This is a genomic window from Tardiphaga sp., from assembly GCF_028290495.1.
Taxonomy (GTDB): Bacteria; Pseudomonadota; Alphaproteobacteria; order Rhizobiales; family Xanthobacteraceae; genus Tardiphaga.
In genome coordinates, this window is the sequence record NZ_JAQGJT010000126.1 from 16,974 (window position 1) to 30,147 (window position 13,174).

Annotated in this window: 10 protein-coding genes; 5 read left to right on the forward strand and 5 right to left on the reverse strand. The window is 64.5% G+C overall.

The annotated features are described in order from the left end of the window. Window positions 1-124: 124 nt before the first annotated feature. Window positions 125-2,791, forward strand: a complete 2,667-nt coding sequence (locus tag JWQ24_RS18930; protein WP_299811447.1) for a DUF2339 domain-containing protein — start codon at window positions 125-127, stop codon at window positions 2,789-2,791. Window positions 2,792-2,867: 76 nt separating this feature from the next. Beyond that, entirely contained in the window at window positions 2,868-4,559 is a 1,692-nt protein-coding gene (locus JWQ24_RS18935) for a thiamine pyrophosphate-dependent enzyme (RefSeq protein ID WP_299811449.1), read from the forward strand. Between the two features lie 6 nt (window positions 4,560-4,565). On the opposite strand, the gene JWQ24_RS18940 is transcribed toward JWQ24_RS18935, so the two are convergent. After that, window positions 4,566-6,527 (reverse strand): KUP/HAK/KT family potassium transporter, encoded by a 1,962-nt coding sequence (locus JWQ24_RS18940; RefSeq protein ID WP_299811451.1) that lies wholly within the window; start codon window positions 6,525-6,527, stop codon window positions 4,566-4,568. A 295-nt stretch (window positions 6,528-6,822) separates the two neighbouring features. After that, window positions 6,823-7,368 (reverse strand): cupin domain-containing protein, encoded by a 546-nt coding sequence (locus tag JWQ24_RS18945; protein ID WP_299811452.1) that lies wholly within the window; start codon window positions 7,366-7,368, stop codon window positions 6,823-6,825. 155 nt (window positions 7,369-7,523) lie between these two features. On the opposite strand from JWQ24_RS18945, the gene JWQ24_RS18950 reads away from it, so the two are divergent. Continuing rightward, window positions 7,524-7,739 (forward strand): CsbD family protein, encoded by a 216-nt coding sequence (locus tag JWQ24_RS18950; RefSeq protein WP_299811453.1) that lies wholly within the window; start codon window positions 7,524-7,526, stop codon window positions 7,737-7,739. A gap of 115 nt (window positions 7,740-7,854) precedes the next feature. Here the strand turns inward: JWQ24_RS18950 and ggt are convergent, their stop codons facing one another. Continuing rightward, window positions 7,855-9,441, reverse strand: coding sequence for a gamma-glutamyltransferase (ggt, locus tag JWQ24_RS18955; RefSeq protein ID WP_299811454.1), 1,587 nt, complete (start codon window positions 9,439-9,441; stop codon window positions 7,855-7,857). 278 nt (window positions 9,442-9,719) lie between these two features. Here ggt and JWQ24_RS18960 point away from each other — a divergent pair, with 278 nt between their 5' ends. Continuing rightward, window positions 9,720-10,517 carry a rhodanese-related sulfurtransferase gene (locus JWQ24_RS18960; protein ID WP_299811456.1) on the forward strand — a complete coding sequence of 266 codons (798 nt, stop codon included), beginning with the start codon at window positions 9,720-9,722 and terminating at the stop codon, window positions 10,515-10,517. Continuing rightward, entirely contained in the window at window positions 10,510-10,725 is a 216-nt protein-coding gene (locus JWQ24_RS18965; RefSeq protein WP_299811458.1) for a SlyX family protein, read from the forward strand. The genes JWQ24_RS18960 and JWQ24_RS18965 overlap by 8 nt, the downstream gene beginning before the upstream one ends. A gap of 78 nt (window positions 10,726-10,803) precedes the next feature. Here the strand turns inward: JWQ24_RS18965 and JWQ24_RS18970 are convergent, their stop codons facing one another. Together JWQ24_RS18970 and JWQ24_RS18975 are read right to left on the reverse strand one after the other, a co-directional pair. Beyond that, window positions 10,804-12,330: a class I adenylate-forming enzyme family protein gene (locus JWQ24_RS18970; RefSeq protein WP_299811460.1), complete on the reverse strand. Its 1,527-nt coding sequence runs from the start codon at window positions 12,328-12,330 to the stop codon at window positions 10,804-10,806. 164 nt (window positions 12,331-12,494) lie between these two features. Then, complete coding sequence (locus tag JWQ24_RS18975; protein ID WP_299811462.1) at window positions 12,495-13,100, reverse strand: nuclear transport factor 2 family protein; 606 nt, start codon at window positions 13,098-13,100, stop codon at window positions 12,495-12,497. Window positions 13,101-13,174 lie beyond the last annotated feature (74 nt).

Below are 13,174 nucleotides of genomic sequence, written 5' to 3' on the forward strand. Positions count from 1 at the left end.
CCGGTTGAACTTAATCTGCCGGTGCGTGCACATAGACGTGCCTGCTGTGCCCGTTCTCTTGCCCTCTCCCCGCGCAGCAAAACAGCACAAGCGGGAGAGCGGAAGGAAACAGGGCCTCATCGCGATGTTCGAAGATTACAGTTTTTTTGCGCTGGCGATCGCCATTGCCGCCTTCCTCTTCGCACGCAAGGCGCGCAACGAAGTGAAGGTGCTGCAGGCGCGGCTCGACACGTATGAGGCCCCCTCGCTGGCGCTGCCGCCGCTGCTGCCAATGACCACGGAGGCGAGCACCGCCGCAACCACACGGAAGACTTCAGCCGAGTTCACTGCCGACATCCCGACCGCCGAACAGGCGCCGTCGATCCAGCCCGGCACGCCGCCGCAACTGCCGCAGGCGGCTGTTGCCGAAACCGCGGCCGGCCCCGGCTTCGAGGAACGCATTGGCACACGCTGGGTGGTGTGGGTCGGCGGACTGACCCTGGCGCTCGGCGGCTTCTTCATGGTGCGCTATTCGATCGAGGCAGGCTTGCTCGGCCCCGGCGTGCGCGTGCTGCTCGGCTCGCTGTTCGCGCTGGCACTGCTCGTTGCCGGCGAATGGAGCCGGCGCAACGAAAACATGTCCGCGATCGCGCCGTTGCCAATCGCCAACATCCCGGCGATCCTGACCGCCGCCGGCACCGCCGTGGCCTTCGCCACCGTCTATGCCGCCTATGCGCTGTACGACTTCCTCGTACCCGCCACCGCCTTCATCCTGCTGGGCTGCGTGGCGCTGGCGACAATGGCTGCGGCATTGCTGCACGGCCCGGCGCTGGCCGGCCTCGGCATCGCCGCCGCTTTCGTCACGCCCGTCCTCGTCTCGTCCGAGAGACCCGACTTCTGGGCGCTGTATCTCTACCTCGCGGTCGTCACCGCCGCCGCCTTCGGCCTCGCACGAATCCGGCTGTGGCGCTGGCTTGCCATGACCACCATCGTATTCGCTGTTCTGTGGATACTGCCCGGCCTCGACGAAGGCCTGAAATATGTCGGCCCGCTTTCTTTCCACGTGCTCGCCGGATTCCTGCTGGCGTCGCTGCTGGTCGTCTGCGGCTTCCTGTACGGCCCGCCGGCCGAAGACGGCAAAATCGAACCGATCTCCTCCACATCGCTGTCCGCCTTTCTGCTCGGCGGCACGCTGGTGGTGCTGTGCAGTTTTCATTCGGATACCTCGATGGTCACGTTTGGCCTGCTGGTCGCCGGCACGCTGTTCGTCGCCTGGTACGCACAGGCAGCCACCGCGGCGGTCGCGGCTGCCGCTGGCTTCGTCGCCATCGTGTTTCTTGCATGGGCGGTGCGCGGCAATCCCGACATGCTGGTACTCACCGGACCGCTGCCGGGCCTCGGGCCCACCCCGATCGAAAGTTCGGTGTCGCTGCACCTGGTGACGGCGGCGATCTTCGCGATCGGCTTCGGCGTCATGGGCTTCCTGGCGCAGCGCCGCTCGATCAGCGCGATTATCCCGGTGATCTGGGCGGGCGCTGCGGTGTTCACGCCACTGGCGCTCTTGATCGCGCTGTACGCCCGCATCGCGCACCTCGACCAGTCGATCCCGTTTGCGATCGCAGCGGTGCTCGTTGCTGCCGGCTTTGCAGCGGCGACCGAAACGCTGGGCAAGCGCGACACACGGCCGGGCCTTGCGATCTCGACCGCTTTGTTCGCCACCGGCACGCTCGGCGCGCTGGCTCTGGCGCTGACCTTCGCGCTGGAGAAGGGCTGGCTGACCATCGCACTGTCGCTGATGGCCTGGGGCACCGCATGGATCTCGATGATCAGACCGATCCCGTTCCTGCGCTGGCTCGCCGCAATTCTCGCCGCCATCGTGGTGGCGCGGATGGCGTGGGAGCCGCGCGTGGTCGGCGATCTCGCAGGCTCCATGCCGATCTTCAACTGGCTGCTGTGGGGCTACGGCGTGCCCGCGCTCTCGTTCTGGGGCGCCAGCATATTACTACGCCGGCGCGGCGACGACGCGCCATTGCGCATGGTGGAATCCGCCGCGATCCTGTTCACCGTGCTGCTGGCGTTCCTCGAAATCCGCCACTTCATTCACGGCGGCGAAATCTACCGCCAGTCCTTCGGGCTTGTCGAAGTCGGCCTCCAGGTCTGCGTCGCGCTCGCAATGGCGATCGGGCTCGAGCGGCTGCGCATCCGCACCCGCAGCATCGTGCACAATGTCGGCGCATTGTGGCTGACGCTCTATGCCGGTCTCGCTACCATCGGGGGCCTGCTGTTATGGGAAAATCCGTTGTTCGATCCGGGCGGTGTCGGCGGCCTGGTGTTCAACGACCTGCTGCTCGGCTACGCGATGCCCGCGGTGCTGGCGCTCCTGCTATCCTACGCGGTGGCCGGACGGCGCGCCGCAGCCTATGCCAACACCATTGCCGGCTTCGCTCTGGTGCTGGCGCTGGCCTATGTATCGCTACAGGTGCGACGTTTCTATCACGGCCCCATCCTCAGCCGCGGCATCACTGGCGATGCCGAGCAATACACCTATTCGCTGGCCTGGCTCGCCTTCGGCGTGGTGCTGCTCGGCATCGGCGTGATGTTCAACTCGCAGCGCGCGCGACTGGCCTCGGCGGTGGTCATCGCGCTGACGATCCTGAAGGCCTTCGTGATCGACATGTCGGTGCTGACCGGCGTGTACCGCGCGCTGTCCTTCATGTGCCTCGGCCTGGTGCTGGTGGCGATCGGCTGGCTGTACCAGCGCATCCTGTTCAGCCGGCGGATGGCACCGCCGGCTCCGATGCCGGAAGCTTGAAGCAACGAATGGCGCCGGCCTATGTTGTCAAGGTTTCCGTGCGCTTGCCGCGTCAGCCTGAAATCCGGAGCCCTCCATGTCGAAAACCGTCGCCGATGAACTGGTCCATACGCTCGAACAGATCGGCGTCCAGCAGATTTTCGGCCTGATCGCCGACTCGCTCAATCCGCTGGCAGATTCGGTGCGGCGCAGCTCGATCGAATGGATCGGCGTGCGCCATGAAGAAGGCGCGGCGCTCGCTGCCGCCGGCCAGGCCAAGCTCACCGGCCGGCTCGGCGTCTGCGCCGGCTCCACCGGTCCCGGCAGTACACATCTGGTCGCCGGCCTCTACGAGGCCGCGCGCGATCACGCGCCGGTGCTGGCTTTGTCCGGCGAAATGGCGCGGGCGCAGAAGGGCACCGACTTCTTCCAGACCACCGAGCCGGATCTGCTGTTCCGCGACGTCGCGCTCTATACCCAGACCATCTCGACCGCCGCGCAGGCCCCCGGCGTCGTGCATGCGGCGATCGCTGCGGCCTATGCGGGACCGGGCGTCGCGCATCTGACGCTGCCGGTCGACGTGCTGTCGTCCAAAGCCGAGGGCGCGACCTCGAGTCTGGCGACGCTGATCCCGCGTGGCGAGATCCTGCCCAATGAGGCCGCGGTCGCGGAGGCGGCTCGCCGCATCGACGAGGCCGAAAGCGTCGTCATCATGTGCGGCCACGGCGCCATCGGCACCGCCGGGCTGCTGCGGGCACTGAGCGACAAGCTCAAGGCGCCGCTGGTGCATTCGGTACGCGGCAAGGAGATCATGGCGTTCGACGATGTCAGTTGGATGGGCGGGCTCGGCATGATCGGCACCAAGGCGGTCTACCAGGCGGTCAACGATTGCGACCTGCTGGTGATGGTCGGCACCGACTATCCCTATTCCAACTTCCTGCCGACCAAGGGCCGCGTCATCCAGATCGACGAGCGCGCGATGGTGCTGGGCAGGCGCACGCCGACCGAACTTGGCGTGATCGGCTCGGCGCGACCGACGCTGAAGCTGCTGCTCGACAGGGTACAGACCAAGACCGACGGAAAGTTCTTCGAAAAAACCAGCCACGCCCGCGCCAAGTGGGACGCGATGCTCGACAGGCAGGCCGACTCCGTCCGCAGCAAGGACAAGATCCATCCGCAGGCAGTGGCGCGGATCGCGGGCGATCTGGCGCGGCAGGATGCCATCTTCGTGCTCGACACCGGCCTGAATACGCTGTGGTCGGCGAACTGGATCCGGCAGAACGGCACCCAGCGCATCACCGGCTCGTTCAACAATGCGGCGGTGGGCACCGCGCTGGGCCAGGGCAACGGCATTCAGGCGCTCGATCGCAGCAAGCAGGTGATCGTGCTAACCGGCGACGGCGGCTTCAACATGCTAATGGGCGAGTTCATGACCGCCGTGCATCACAAGCTGCCGATCAAGGTGATCGTGTACAACAATTCCGCGCTCGGGCTGATCACGCTGGAGGCCGAAAGCGTCGGCCTGGCACCGTTTCGCGAGGCGATCGAGTTTCCCAATCCGGATTTCGCGGCACTGGCGCGCGCCTGCGGCGCGCAGGGGTTTACAGCAAAGCAGCCGGGCGATCTGCAGAAGGCAATTGCGGACGCGCTTGCGTGTGAGGGCCCCGCGATCGTCGATTGCGTGGTGGCGGCCGATGAAGTGCCTAACCTGCCGCATATCGAGCCGAACATGATCGGCAACTACGCGCTGGCGAAGATCAAGGAAGCGGTGATGGCGGTGACCGGATGACGCCGCTCAGATCTCGACACGAAATCCTACCTCGATGATGGCGTCCTGCGGAATCTTGAAAAAGTCCGGCGCACGGCTGGAGACGCGGTTCAGGAAGGAGAAGATCGAAAACGAGATCGGCCCCATCGAGCAGCCGGTCGCGCGGCGAACGATGGTTTCGTGGGCGACGTAGTAGTTGCGATGCTCGAGGTCGGCGTCGAAGCCGAGCCGGTTGCAGTTCAGCAGCGTCAACGGGATGTCCGGGGTCTGCATGAAGCCGAGCCTGACCTGGATGCGAAAGAAGCCGTGGCCGAGACGCACCACCGAATGCCGCTCGGCGAACGGCACCCGCGGGCGGCGGTCGGAGACGAAGGTCAGCAGCGCCACCTTCTCGTGCAGCACGCGGTTATGCTCGATATGTCGCAGCAGCATCGGCGATGCGCCATGCTCGACCTTGGTGAGCCAGACGCCAAGGCCCGGTGCGCGCCCGATCACTTCCTTATCGGCCCAGGGCAGAAACTCCTTCAGCGGCATCGACATCACATGCAGTTGGCGCCTCACCTCCGACGAGCCCTTGCGCCATGACAGCATCAGCATCGCGATCGCCGCGCCGACGATCAGCGGAAACCAGCCGCCGTCCGCGATCTTGATCGAATTCGACACCAGAAACGTGCAGTCGATGGCACCGAACAGCACGATGAACGGAATCGCCGCGGCGGGCGGCCAGCGCCAGCGTGTCACCGCGACGCGGTACAGCAGGATCGTGGTGACCAGCATGGTGCCGGACACGGCGATGCCATAGGCCGCCGCGAGATTCTCCGACGACCTGAACAGCAGCACCGTGCACAAGGTCCCGGCCATCAGCAGCCAGTTGGCGGCGGGAATGTAGATCTGTCCGGCCTCCTCGCCCGAGGTCGAGATGATGTTGGCGCGCGGGCACAGGCCGAGCTGCATCGCCTGCCGCGTCAGCGAGAACACGCCGGAGATCAGCGCCTGCGAGGCGATGATGGTGGCGATCGTCGCCAGCAGCACCAGCGGGATCAGCGCCCAGCCGGGCGCCAGTCTGTAGAACGGGCTGTCTATCGCAGTGGGGTCGGACAGGATCAGCGCGCCCTGGCCGAAATAATTCAGCACCAGAGCCGGCAGCACCAGCCCGAACCAGGCGCGGCGGATCGCGGTGGCGCCGACATGGCCCATGTCGGCATACAGCGCCTCGCCGCCGGTCAGCGCCAGGAACACCGCGCCAATGACCACGAAGGCGACCTGCGGATCGGCTATCAGGAAACGCACCGCCTCGACCGGATTGACAGCCTGCAGGATCGCCGGCGCCAGCCAGATATTGGAAATGCCGAGCAGCGCAATCACAACGAACCACACCACCATTACCGGGCCGAACAGCTTGCCGATCCGCTCGGTACCGTAACTTTGGATCACGAACAGGCCGATCAGAATTGCCAGCGTCGCCGGCACGATGAAATGCTCGAAGCCGGGCGCCACCAGCTTCAGGCCTTCCATCGCCGACAGCACCGAGATCGCCGGGGTGATGACGCCGTCGCCGTAGAGCAACGAGGCGCCGATCACGCCGAACAGGACCAGCAGCGGAATCCTGCCGCCATTGTCGATCTTGCCGGACACCACCAGAGCCAGCAGCGCCAGAATGCCGCCCTCGCCTTCATTGTCGGCGCGCAGCACGAAGATCACGTATTTCAGCGATACCATCGCCATCAGTGCCCACAGGATCAGCGAGATGATACCGAGCACTTCGGTGGGCGTTGGCGCCGGATGGCCAAGGCCGGTCAGCGCCACCTGAAAGGCATAAAGCGGGCTGGTACCGATATCGCCGAACACCACGCCCAATGCGGTGAGGACCAGAAACAACGGACTGCCGGTGTGATGCAGATAGGCCGGTTGCTCAGCGGGCGCGTGGACCGCACCAGAGGGCGCAACCAGTTTCCCCGGCCCCGCCGGCGCACTTGAAGGCATATCCATCCGGTCGTCCCCCACGACACGCAGCAGGAGCAGCAACACTCAAGACCCAGGCCACTGCAGACCCGGGCCACGGCGGCCCGGCGCCTGAACATCTGAGCCGTCTTCATTGAAGCATTGAAGCCTCGGCAGCGGAAGGGCCGTGCCTGGGCGCGCGTGGCCACCTGGCCCTTGCGGCATGTGGCCACGCGAGCCGGGGTTATCCATACCGGCGTCCGGAGGGTCCGGCTCAGCGCAGCAGCGTAGCGGCGATGCAAGGCATCGCCCGAGAGCGCCGCTGCGCGTCTGAGACAGAGTCCTACTTCGTCGTCGCGCCGTCCGGATGCGTGGGATCGATCCACAGCACGGTCGACGGCTTTTCCACCGGCTCGATATCGAGGTTGATCGCCACCGCCTGGCCGTCGCTGCGCACCAGCACGCATTCCAGCACCTCGTCGGGGCTGGCGTTGATTTCCTGATGCGGCACGTAAGGCGGCACGAAAATGAAGTCGCCGGGACCGGCTTCCGCCGTGAACTGCAGGCGATCGCCCCAGCGCATCCGCGCCTTGCCCTTCACCACATAAATCACGCTTTCGAGATGGCCGTGATGATGCGCGCCGGTCTTGGCGTCGGGCTGGATAGACACAGTGCCCGCCCACAGCTTCTGCGCACCAACGCGCGCGAAGTTGATCGCGGCCGCGCGGTCCATGCCTTTGGTCGAGGGGACGTTGGTATCGAGTTTGTCGGCGGGGATCACGCGCACGCCGTCGTGCTTCCACTTATCCGCGCTGGCGGGCTCGTGGCTGTGATCGTGCGAATGATCATGCGGGTGGTCGTGCGAATGATCGTGGTCGTGTCCGGACATCGCGGTGCTTTCTTAAAGTCCGTGACGAAAATGCGGCAGCGGCAGCGGCATCACGTCCCGGCGAGCGAGGAACATTCCATTGAGCTGGCGATTGACCTTGCGAAGATCAACCGGACGCGATCGCGAACGATGCGTCCTGCCAACAGGAGTATCCCATGGGTGCCACCTCCGACAAGATCACGGGAACCGCGAACGAAGCCATCGGCAAGGCCAAGCAGGGCCTCGGCGAAGTCACCGGTTCCGAGAAGCTGCGCGGCGAAGGTCTGATCCAGGAAGGCAAGGGCCACGCGCAGAAGGCCGTTGGCGACGCCAAACAGGCCGCCAAGGACGCCGCCGACAAGGCCGCAGACTTCGCCCACAAGAAGCTTTGATTCAAATCAATTTGAATGTGAAAAGACCGGCCGCAAGGCCGGTCTTTTTGCGTTGAGTTCCTGTTTCCCCGGTCAGCAGCGCGATGCGCAGCGTCCGGAGAACAGGAGAACTAACTCAATACCCCAGTGCGCAGCCGTCCTTGCGAGGCTCGGAGCCGCCGGTGAGCGTGCCCTTGTCCCAGTCGATCACGATCGCCTGGGCGCCGCCGAACGGAGTGACGCAGGGCGCGGTCTTGTGGCCGATCTTGGCCAGACCCGCGACGATGTCCGCCGGCACGCCGTCTTCCAGCGTGTAGACGCCTTCGTAATGCAGGCCGCGCGGCTGATCGATCGCTTCCTGCACATCCATGCCGTAATCCATCATGTTGGTCAGCACGCGGCACTGGCCGACCGGCTGGTACTGCCCGCCCATCACCGCGAACGACATCTTGGCGCGGCCGTTCTGCGTCGTCAGCGACGGGATGATGGTGTGCAGCGGACGCTTGCCCGGCGCGATGCAGTTCGGGTGGCCGGGCTGCACGCGGAAGCCCGCGCCGCGGTTCTGCATCAGCACACCGGTCGTGTTGGAGACCACGGCCGAACCGAACGAATGCGCCACCGAGTTGATGAACGAACAGACGTTGCGATCCTTGTCGACCACGGTGATGTAGACCGTTTCGGGATTGATCGGCGGACGCACGTCGGGCAGTTCGACCAGCGCGTCCATACGGATCTTGGCGGCCCAATCGGCGGCGAACTGCTTCGACAGGATGCGCTCGACATCGACGCCGACATAAGCGGGATCACCGATGTCCTGCTCGCGCATCAGATAGGCGATGCGGGCGGCTTCGGCTTCGATATGGAAACGCTCGATGCTCATCGAGGGGTATTTGGTGAGGTCGAAATGCGACAGGATGTTCAGCATCACCAGCATGGTGATGCCCGGACCGTTCGGCGGGCACTGCCAGACGTCCAGGCCCTTGTAGGACGTGGTGAGCGGCGTGGTGCGCTCGGTGGTGTGGGCCGCAAAATCTTCCATGGTGTGCAGACCGCCATTGGCGCGCAGCGTCTCCACCATGTCTTCGGCGACGTAGCCCTTGTAGAAGCCGTCGCGGCCTTCCTTGGCGATGGTGCGCAGCGTCTTGCCCAGCTCCGGCTGGTGCATCACGTCGCCGGTCACCGGCGCTTCGCCATTCTTCAGCAGGTAGCGCGGCGCGTTGATGCCGGCACGGACCTTGGCCAGATTGTTCTTCCAGTCGAACGCGATGCGCGGCGCGACCACGTAGCCCTCTTCCGCCGCCTTGATCGCCGGCTGCAGCAGGGTGTCGAGACCGAACTTGCCGTGATCGCCGAGGATCGTCGCCCAGGCGTCGATCGAACCGGGGATCGTCACCGAATGCGGGCCGGTCGCAGGAATGGAGTTCATCTTGTGCTCGAGATACCACTCCACGGTGGCGGCGGCCGGCGCCCGGCCGGAGCCGTTATAGGAATGCACCTTGCCTTCGCCCTTGAGCTGGATCAGCGCGAAGCAATCGCCGCCGATGCCGGTCGATTGCGGCTCGATCACGCCCTGCAGCGCGCAGGCGGCCACTGCGGCGTCGATGGCGTTGCCACCGGCCTTGAGCACTTCGATCGCCGTCAGCGTCGCCTGCGGATGCGATGACGCCGCCATGCCGTTCTGGGAATGGACCGTGGAACGGCCGGCGAGATGAAAATTCCTCATAACGAAGCTCATTTCGGTGGTTTGCGCGCCGTTTCCGGCGTCGGCTTGGCGGGAGATAATCCGAAATGTTTCTGGCATACCACGGGGGCCAAGAGCAATGCTTGAGCTTTCATGGCGCCCCCGCGAAAGCGCAGCCTTATACGCCGTGTAGTTGCAATCGGGAGAAGTTGTTGGGGCATCCGGGCCCTGTCACACCTGCCGGTGGCAATGAATCCCGGCTTTCGCGACAATGCATGCGGAGGGTTTCCCGGCCCTTCCCGGGCTGCTAAACCCCCGCCATGCCGCTCAAGGTCGCCGCCTTTTACCAGTTCGCCGCGCTGCCGGATTTTGCCGAGTTGCGCGAACCGTTGCGCGCGCGCTGTGCCGAACTCGAATTGAAGGGCAGCGTGCTGCTCGCGCATGAGGGCATCAACGGCACGCTGGCCGGCCCTGATGAGGGCATCGATGCGCTGATCGATGAATTGCAGAATGGCGCGCTGTTCGGCGGCCGGCTCGATCATCTCGAACTGAAATGTTCAACGGCGGCGACGATGCCATTCCTGCATCTCAAGATCCGGTTGAAGAAAGAGATCGTCACACTTGGTGATCCCGCGACCGATCCGAACAAGCAGGTCGGCATCTATGTCGATCCCGCCGACTGGAACACGCTGATCACGCGCGACGACACGCTGGTCATCGACACCCGCAACGCCTTCGAGGTCGCGATGGGCACCTTCGAGGGCGCGGTCGATCCGGAGATCCGCTCGTTCGGGCAGTTCAAGGATTTCGTGGCCAAACTCGATCCGGCAAAATATCAGAAGATCGCGATGTTCTGCACCGGAGGCATCCGCTGCGAGAAGGCCAGTTCCTACATGCTGTCGCGCGGCTTCAGTGACGTCTATCATCTCAAGGGCGGCATCCTGAAATATCTCGAGGAAGTGCCGCAAACGAACAGCCGCTGGCGCGGTGACTGCTTCGTGTTCGACAGCCGCGTCGCGCTCGGCCATGGCCTTGTGGAAAGCACGGTGATCGATCCCGGTCTGCCGATCAATTCCGAGGATTTCGAAGCGCAGAAAGAACCGGCCGGCGATGACTGATCTCAAGATCCTCAGCGAGCGCATCGACGCGCTGGAAACCCGCCTGACCTATCAGGACGAGACCATCGAGACGCTGAACGCCACCATCACTGCGCAGTGGCAGCAGATCGACCGCCTGACCCGACAGGTCGCAACGCTCGGCGAGCGCCTGCAGGAAGCGGAGAGTAACTCAGGCGGCATCAGCAACGAACCGCCGCCGCATTATTGAGGGGTCGGCCGCCCGCCCCGCGCTCCGTGTCGTCCCCGCGAAAGCGGGGACGACAGCTGAGAGAGCAGCGCGCAGCAGCTACCCCGCCGCCAGTCTGCTGTCCCGCAACTCGCGCTTCAACACCTTGCCGATCGCGCTGCGCGGCAGCGTGTCCGCAAACACGATTTCCGCCACGCGCTGGAATTTGCCGATGCGGCTGTTGAGCCACGCCTTCAGCGTCGCAGCATCGACCGCGGCCCCCGGCTTCAGCACCACGAACCCGACCGGCGTCTCGCCCCATTCCTCCGACGGCATCGCCACCACCGCGGCTTCCAGCACATCTTCATGGCCGACCAGCACGGCTTCGAGATCGCTCGGATAGATGTTGAAGCCGCCGGAAATGATCATGTCCTTCTTGCGGTCCATCAGCGTGAGGAAGCCGTCTTCGTCGAAGCGGCCGACATCGCCGGTGCGCACGAAGCGCTTGCCGGTGGCATCGTGCCAGAACGTCTCGGCGGTCTTGCCGGCCTGGTTGAGATAGCCCTGCATGATCACCGGCGAGTGGCCGTAAACTTCGCCGATTTCGCCGGGGGCTACTTCCTTTCCGTCTTCATCGAGCAGACGGATTTCATGGCCGGGCGCGGGCTGTCCGACCGTATGCAGCTTGTCGGGATGTTCATGCGCCAACAGGTGGCAGGTGCCGCCGCCTTCGGTCATGCCGTAATATTCGGTGAGACCGCCGGGCCAGCGTTTCAGGATGTCGGCCTTCAGGACGGCGGCGAACGGCGCCGATGTCGAGAATTTCATCACGTAGGATGAAAGATCGAAGCTGTCGAAATCCGGCACGTTCATGATGCGGCGATACTGCACCGGCACCAGCATCGCATGCGTCGCGCGGTGCTTCTCGCTGAGTTCGAGGAGGCCGCGGGCATCGAACTTCTTCATCAGCACCACGGTGCCGCCGCCGGCAAAGGTGGGATTGAAGCAGACCAGCGTGGTGTTGGAATAAAGCGGCGTCGATAGCACCGTCACCGCATCCGGTCCGTAGCCGAGCGGGTCGAGCTGGCCATACTGACGCCAGCGCATGCCATGCGTATGCACGATGCCCTTCGGCGTGCCTGTCGTGCCGGAGGAATAGATGATGTTGAATACCCATTCCGGATCGACCGCGACCGGCGCGGGCGTGGCGGACGCCGCGGCGGTCCATGCGCTGAACGCAACGCCGAAGTCGCTGTCGTCGAGCGCCACGCGCTTGTCCACGCCGTTGACAGCCTCGCCCATCAACGCCGCGGCGGTTCCATCCATGAACAGGATCTTTGGCGCGCAATCCCTGAGCATCGCGGCGAAATCGTTCGGCGTCGACGACGGCGCCAGCGGCGCTACTGCCACGCCGGCGCGCAGCGCACCCAAAAAGGTCGCGGCATATTGAATGGTGCTGTAGGCGGAGATCGAGATCACATCCCGCGGCTGCAAGCCTTCGGCCTGCAAGGCGGCGGCGACACGATCGATCAGGGCGTCAAATTCGGCGTAAGTGAGCGACGACTGGTCGTCGATGATAGCCGTCTTGGCCGGATTGCTCGCCACGGTGTTACGCACCAAAGCATCGAGCGTGATGAAGTCGGGCATGTGGGTTCTCCCATTTGTTTTTTGTCTGTTATCGAAACACTCCGCCCCTCTCCGTCATTGCGAGGAGCGAAGCGACGCGGCAATCCAGAAAGCAACAAGCAGCGAAAGAACTGGATTGCTTCGTCGCAAGGGCTCCTCGCAATGACGATGAAGGCTGAACCGCTCTACCGATCCAGCGCCTCGCCGTTCAGCCATTTCTTGCCGCTGGCATACAGCGCCTGCACGGCGTCGCCGCGCAGGCCGGGCATGTTCGGCTTGATCTGGTAGCCGATCTGGCTCTGCAGATAGGCCAGATGCCGGTAGCCCTCCGGGAAGCTGGCGAGCAGATCCGCATCGAGCTTCAAATCGGCATTGGGCACCACGGTATCGATGCGGTCCTTCTCGTAAATCGGCTGGCGCAGCACCATGCCCCAACGGCCATCGCGCTTCTCGAGAAAATCATAGAACCGCCCGGTCAGCATCACGTCGACGTTGACGCCGTGCACCAGCGCGCGCTGCGCAATGGTCATCTTGGTCTGCGAGATCGCGCGGGTGCCAGCGAGATCGATCGACTGCGCGCCGAGAAAATGCATGATCGAGACGCCCTTGGCCCAGCCGGCCTTGCTCATCGCGATGAACTCGTCGGCGGTGCCCTGCGTCCAGGTAGCCACCATGCGGCCATCATCGAACCAGACGGTGCGGAAGCGGTCCCAGTCGCCGGCGTCGCGCCATACCACCCAGTTTTCGATCAGATCGCGGATGGCAAGGCGGTCGAGAGTCTCTATATCCATGTTGTGTCCCATGATGGCGAAGATCGTCGCGGCAACGCGCGTCCTCCAGCCATAGTCCGATCAGGCCGTCTCGA

Excerpts from the sequence above, each read along its gene's own strand:
- JWQ24_RS18930 (WP_299811447.1), top strand. The coding sequence starts at position 125 with ATGTTCGAAGATTACAGTTTTTTTGCGCTGGCGATCGCCATTGCCGCC.
- JWQ24_RS18935 (WP_299811449.1), top strand. The coding sequence starts at position 2,868 with ATGTCGAAAACCGTCGCCGATGAACTGGTCCATACGCTCGAACAGATC.
- JWQ24_RS18940 (WP_299811451.1), bottom strand. The coding sequence starts at position 6,527 with ATGGATATGCCTTCAAGTGCGCCGGCGGGGCCGGGGAAACTGGTTGCG.
- JWQ24_RS18945 (WP_299811452.1), bottom strand. The coding sequence starts at position 7,368 with ATGTCCGGACACGACCACGATCATTCGCACGACCACCCGCATGATCAT.
- JWQ24_RS18950 (WP_299811453.1), top strand. The coding sequence starts at position 7,524 with ATGGGTGCCACCTCCGACAAGATCACGGGAACCGCGAACGAAGCCATC.
- ggt (WP_299811454.1), bottom strand. The coding sequence starts at position 9,441 with ATGAGGAATTTTCATCTCGCCGGCCGTTCCACGGTCCATTCCCAGAAC.
- JWQ24_RS18960 (WP_299811456.1), top strand. The coding sequence starts at position 9,720 with ATGCCGCTCAAGGTCGCCGCCTTTTACCAGTTCGCCGCGCTGCCGGAT.
- JWQ24_RS18965 (WP_299811458.1), top strand. The coding sequence starts at position 10,510 with ATGACTGATCTCAAGATCCTCAGCGAGCGCATCGACGCGCTGGAAACC.
- JWQ24_RS18970 (WP_299811460.1), bottom strand. The coding sequence starts at position 12,330 with ATGCCCGACTTCATCACGCTCGATGCTTTGGTGCGTAACACCGTGGCG.
- JWQ24_RS18975 (WP_299811462.1), bottom strand. The coding sequence starts at position 13,100 with ATGGATATAGAGACTCTCGACCGCCTTGCCATCCGCGATCTGATCGAA.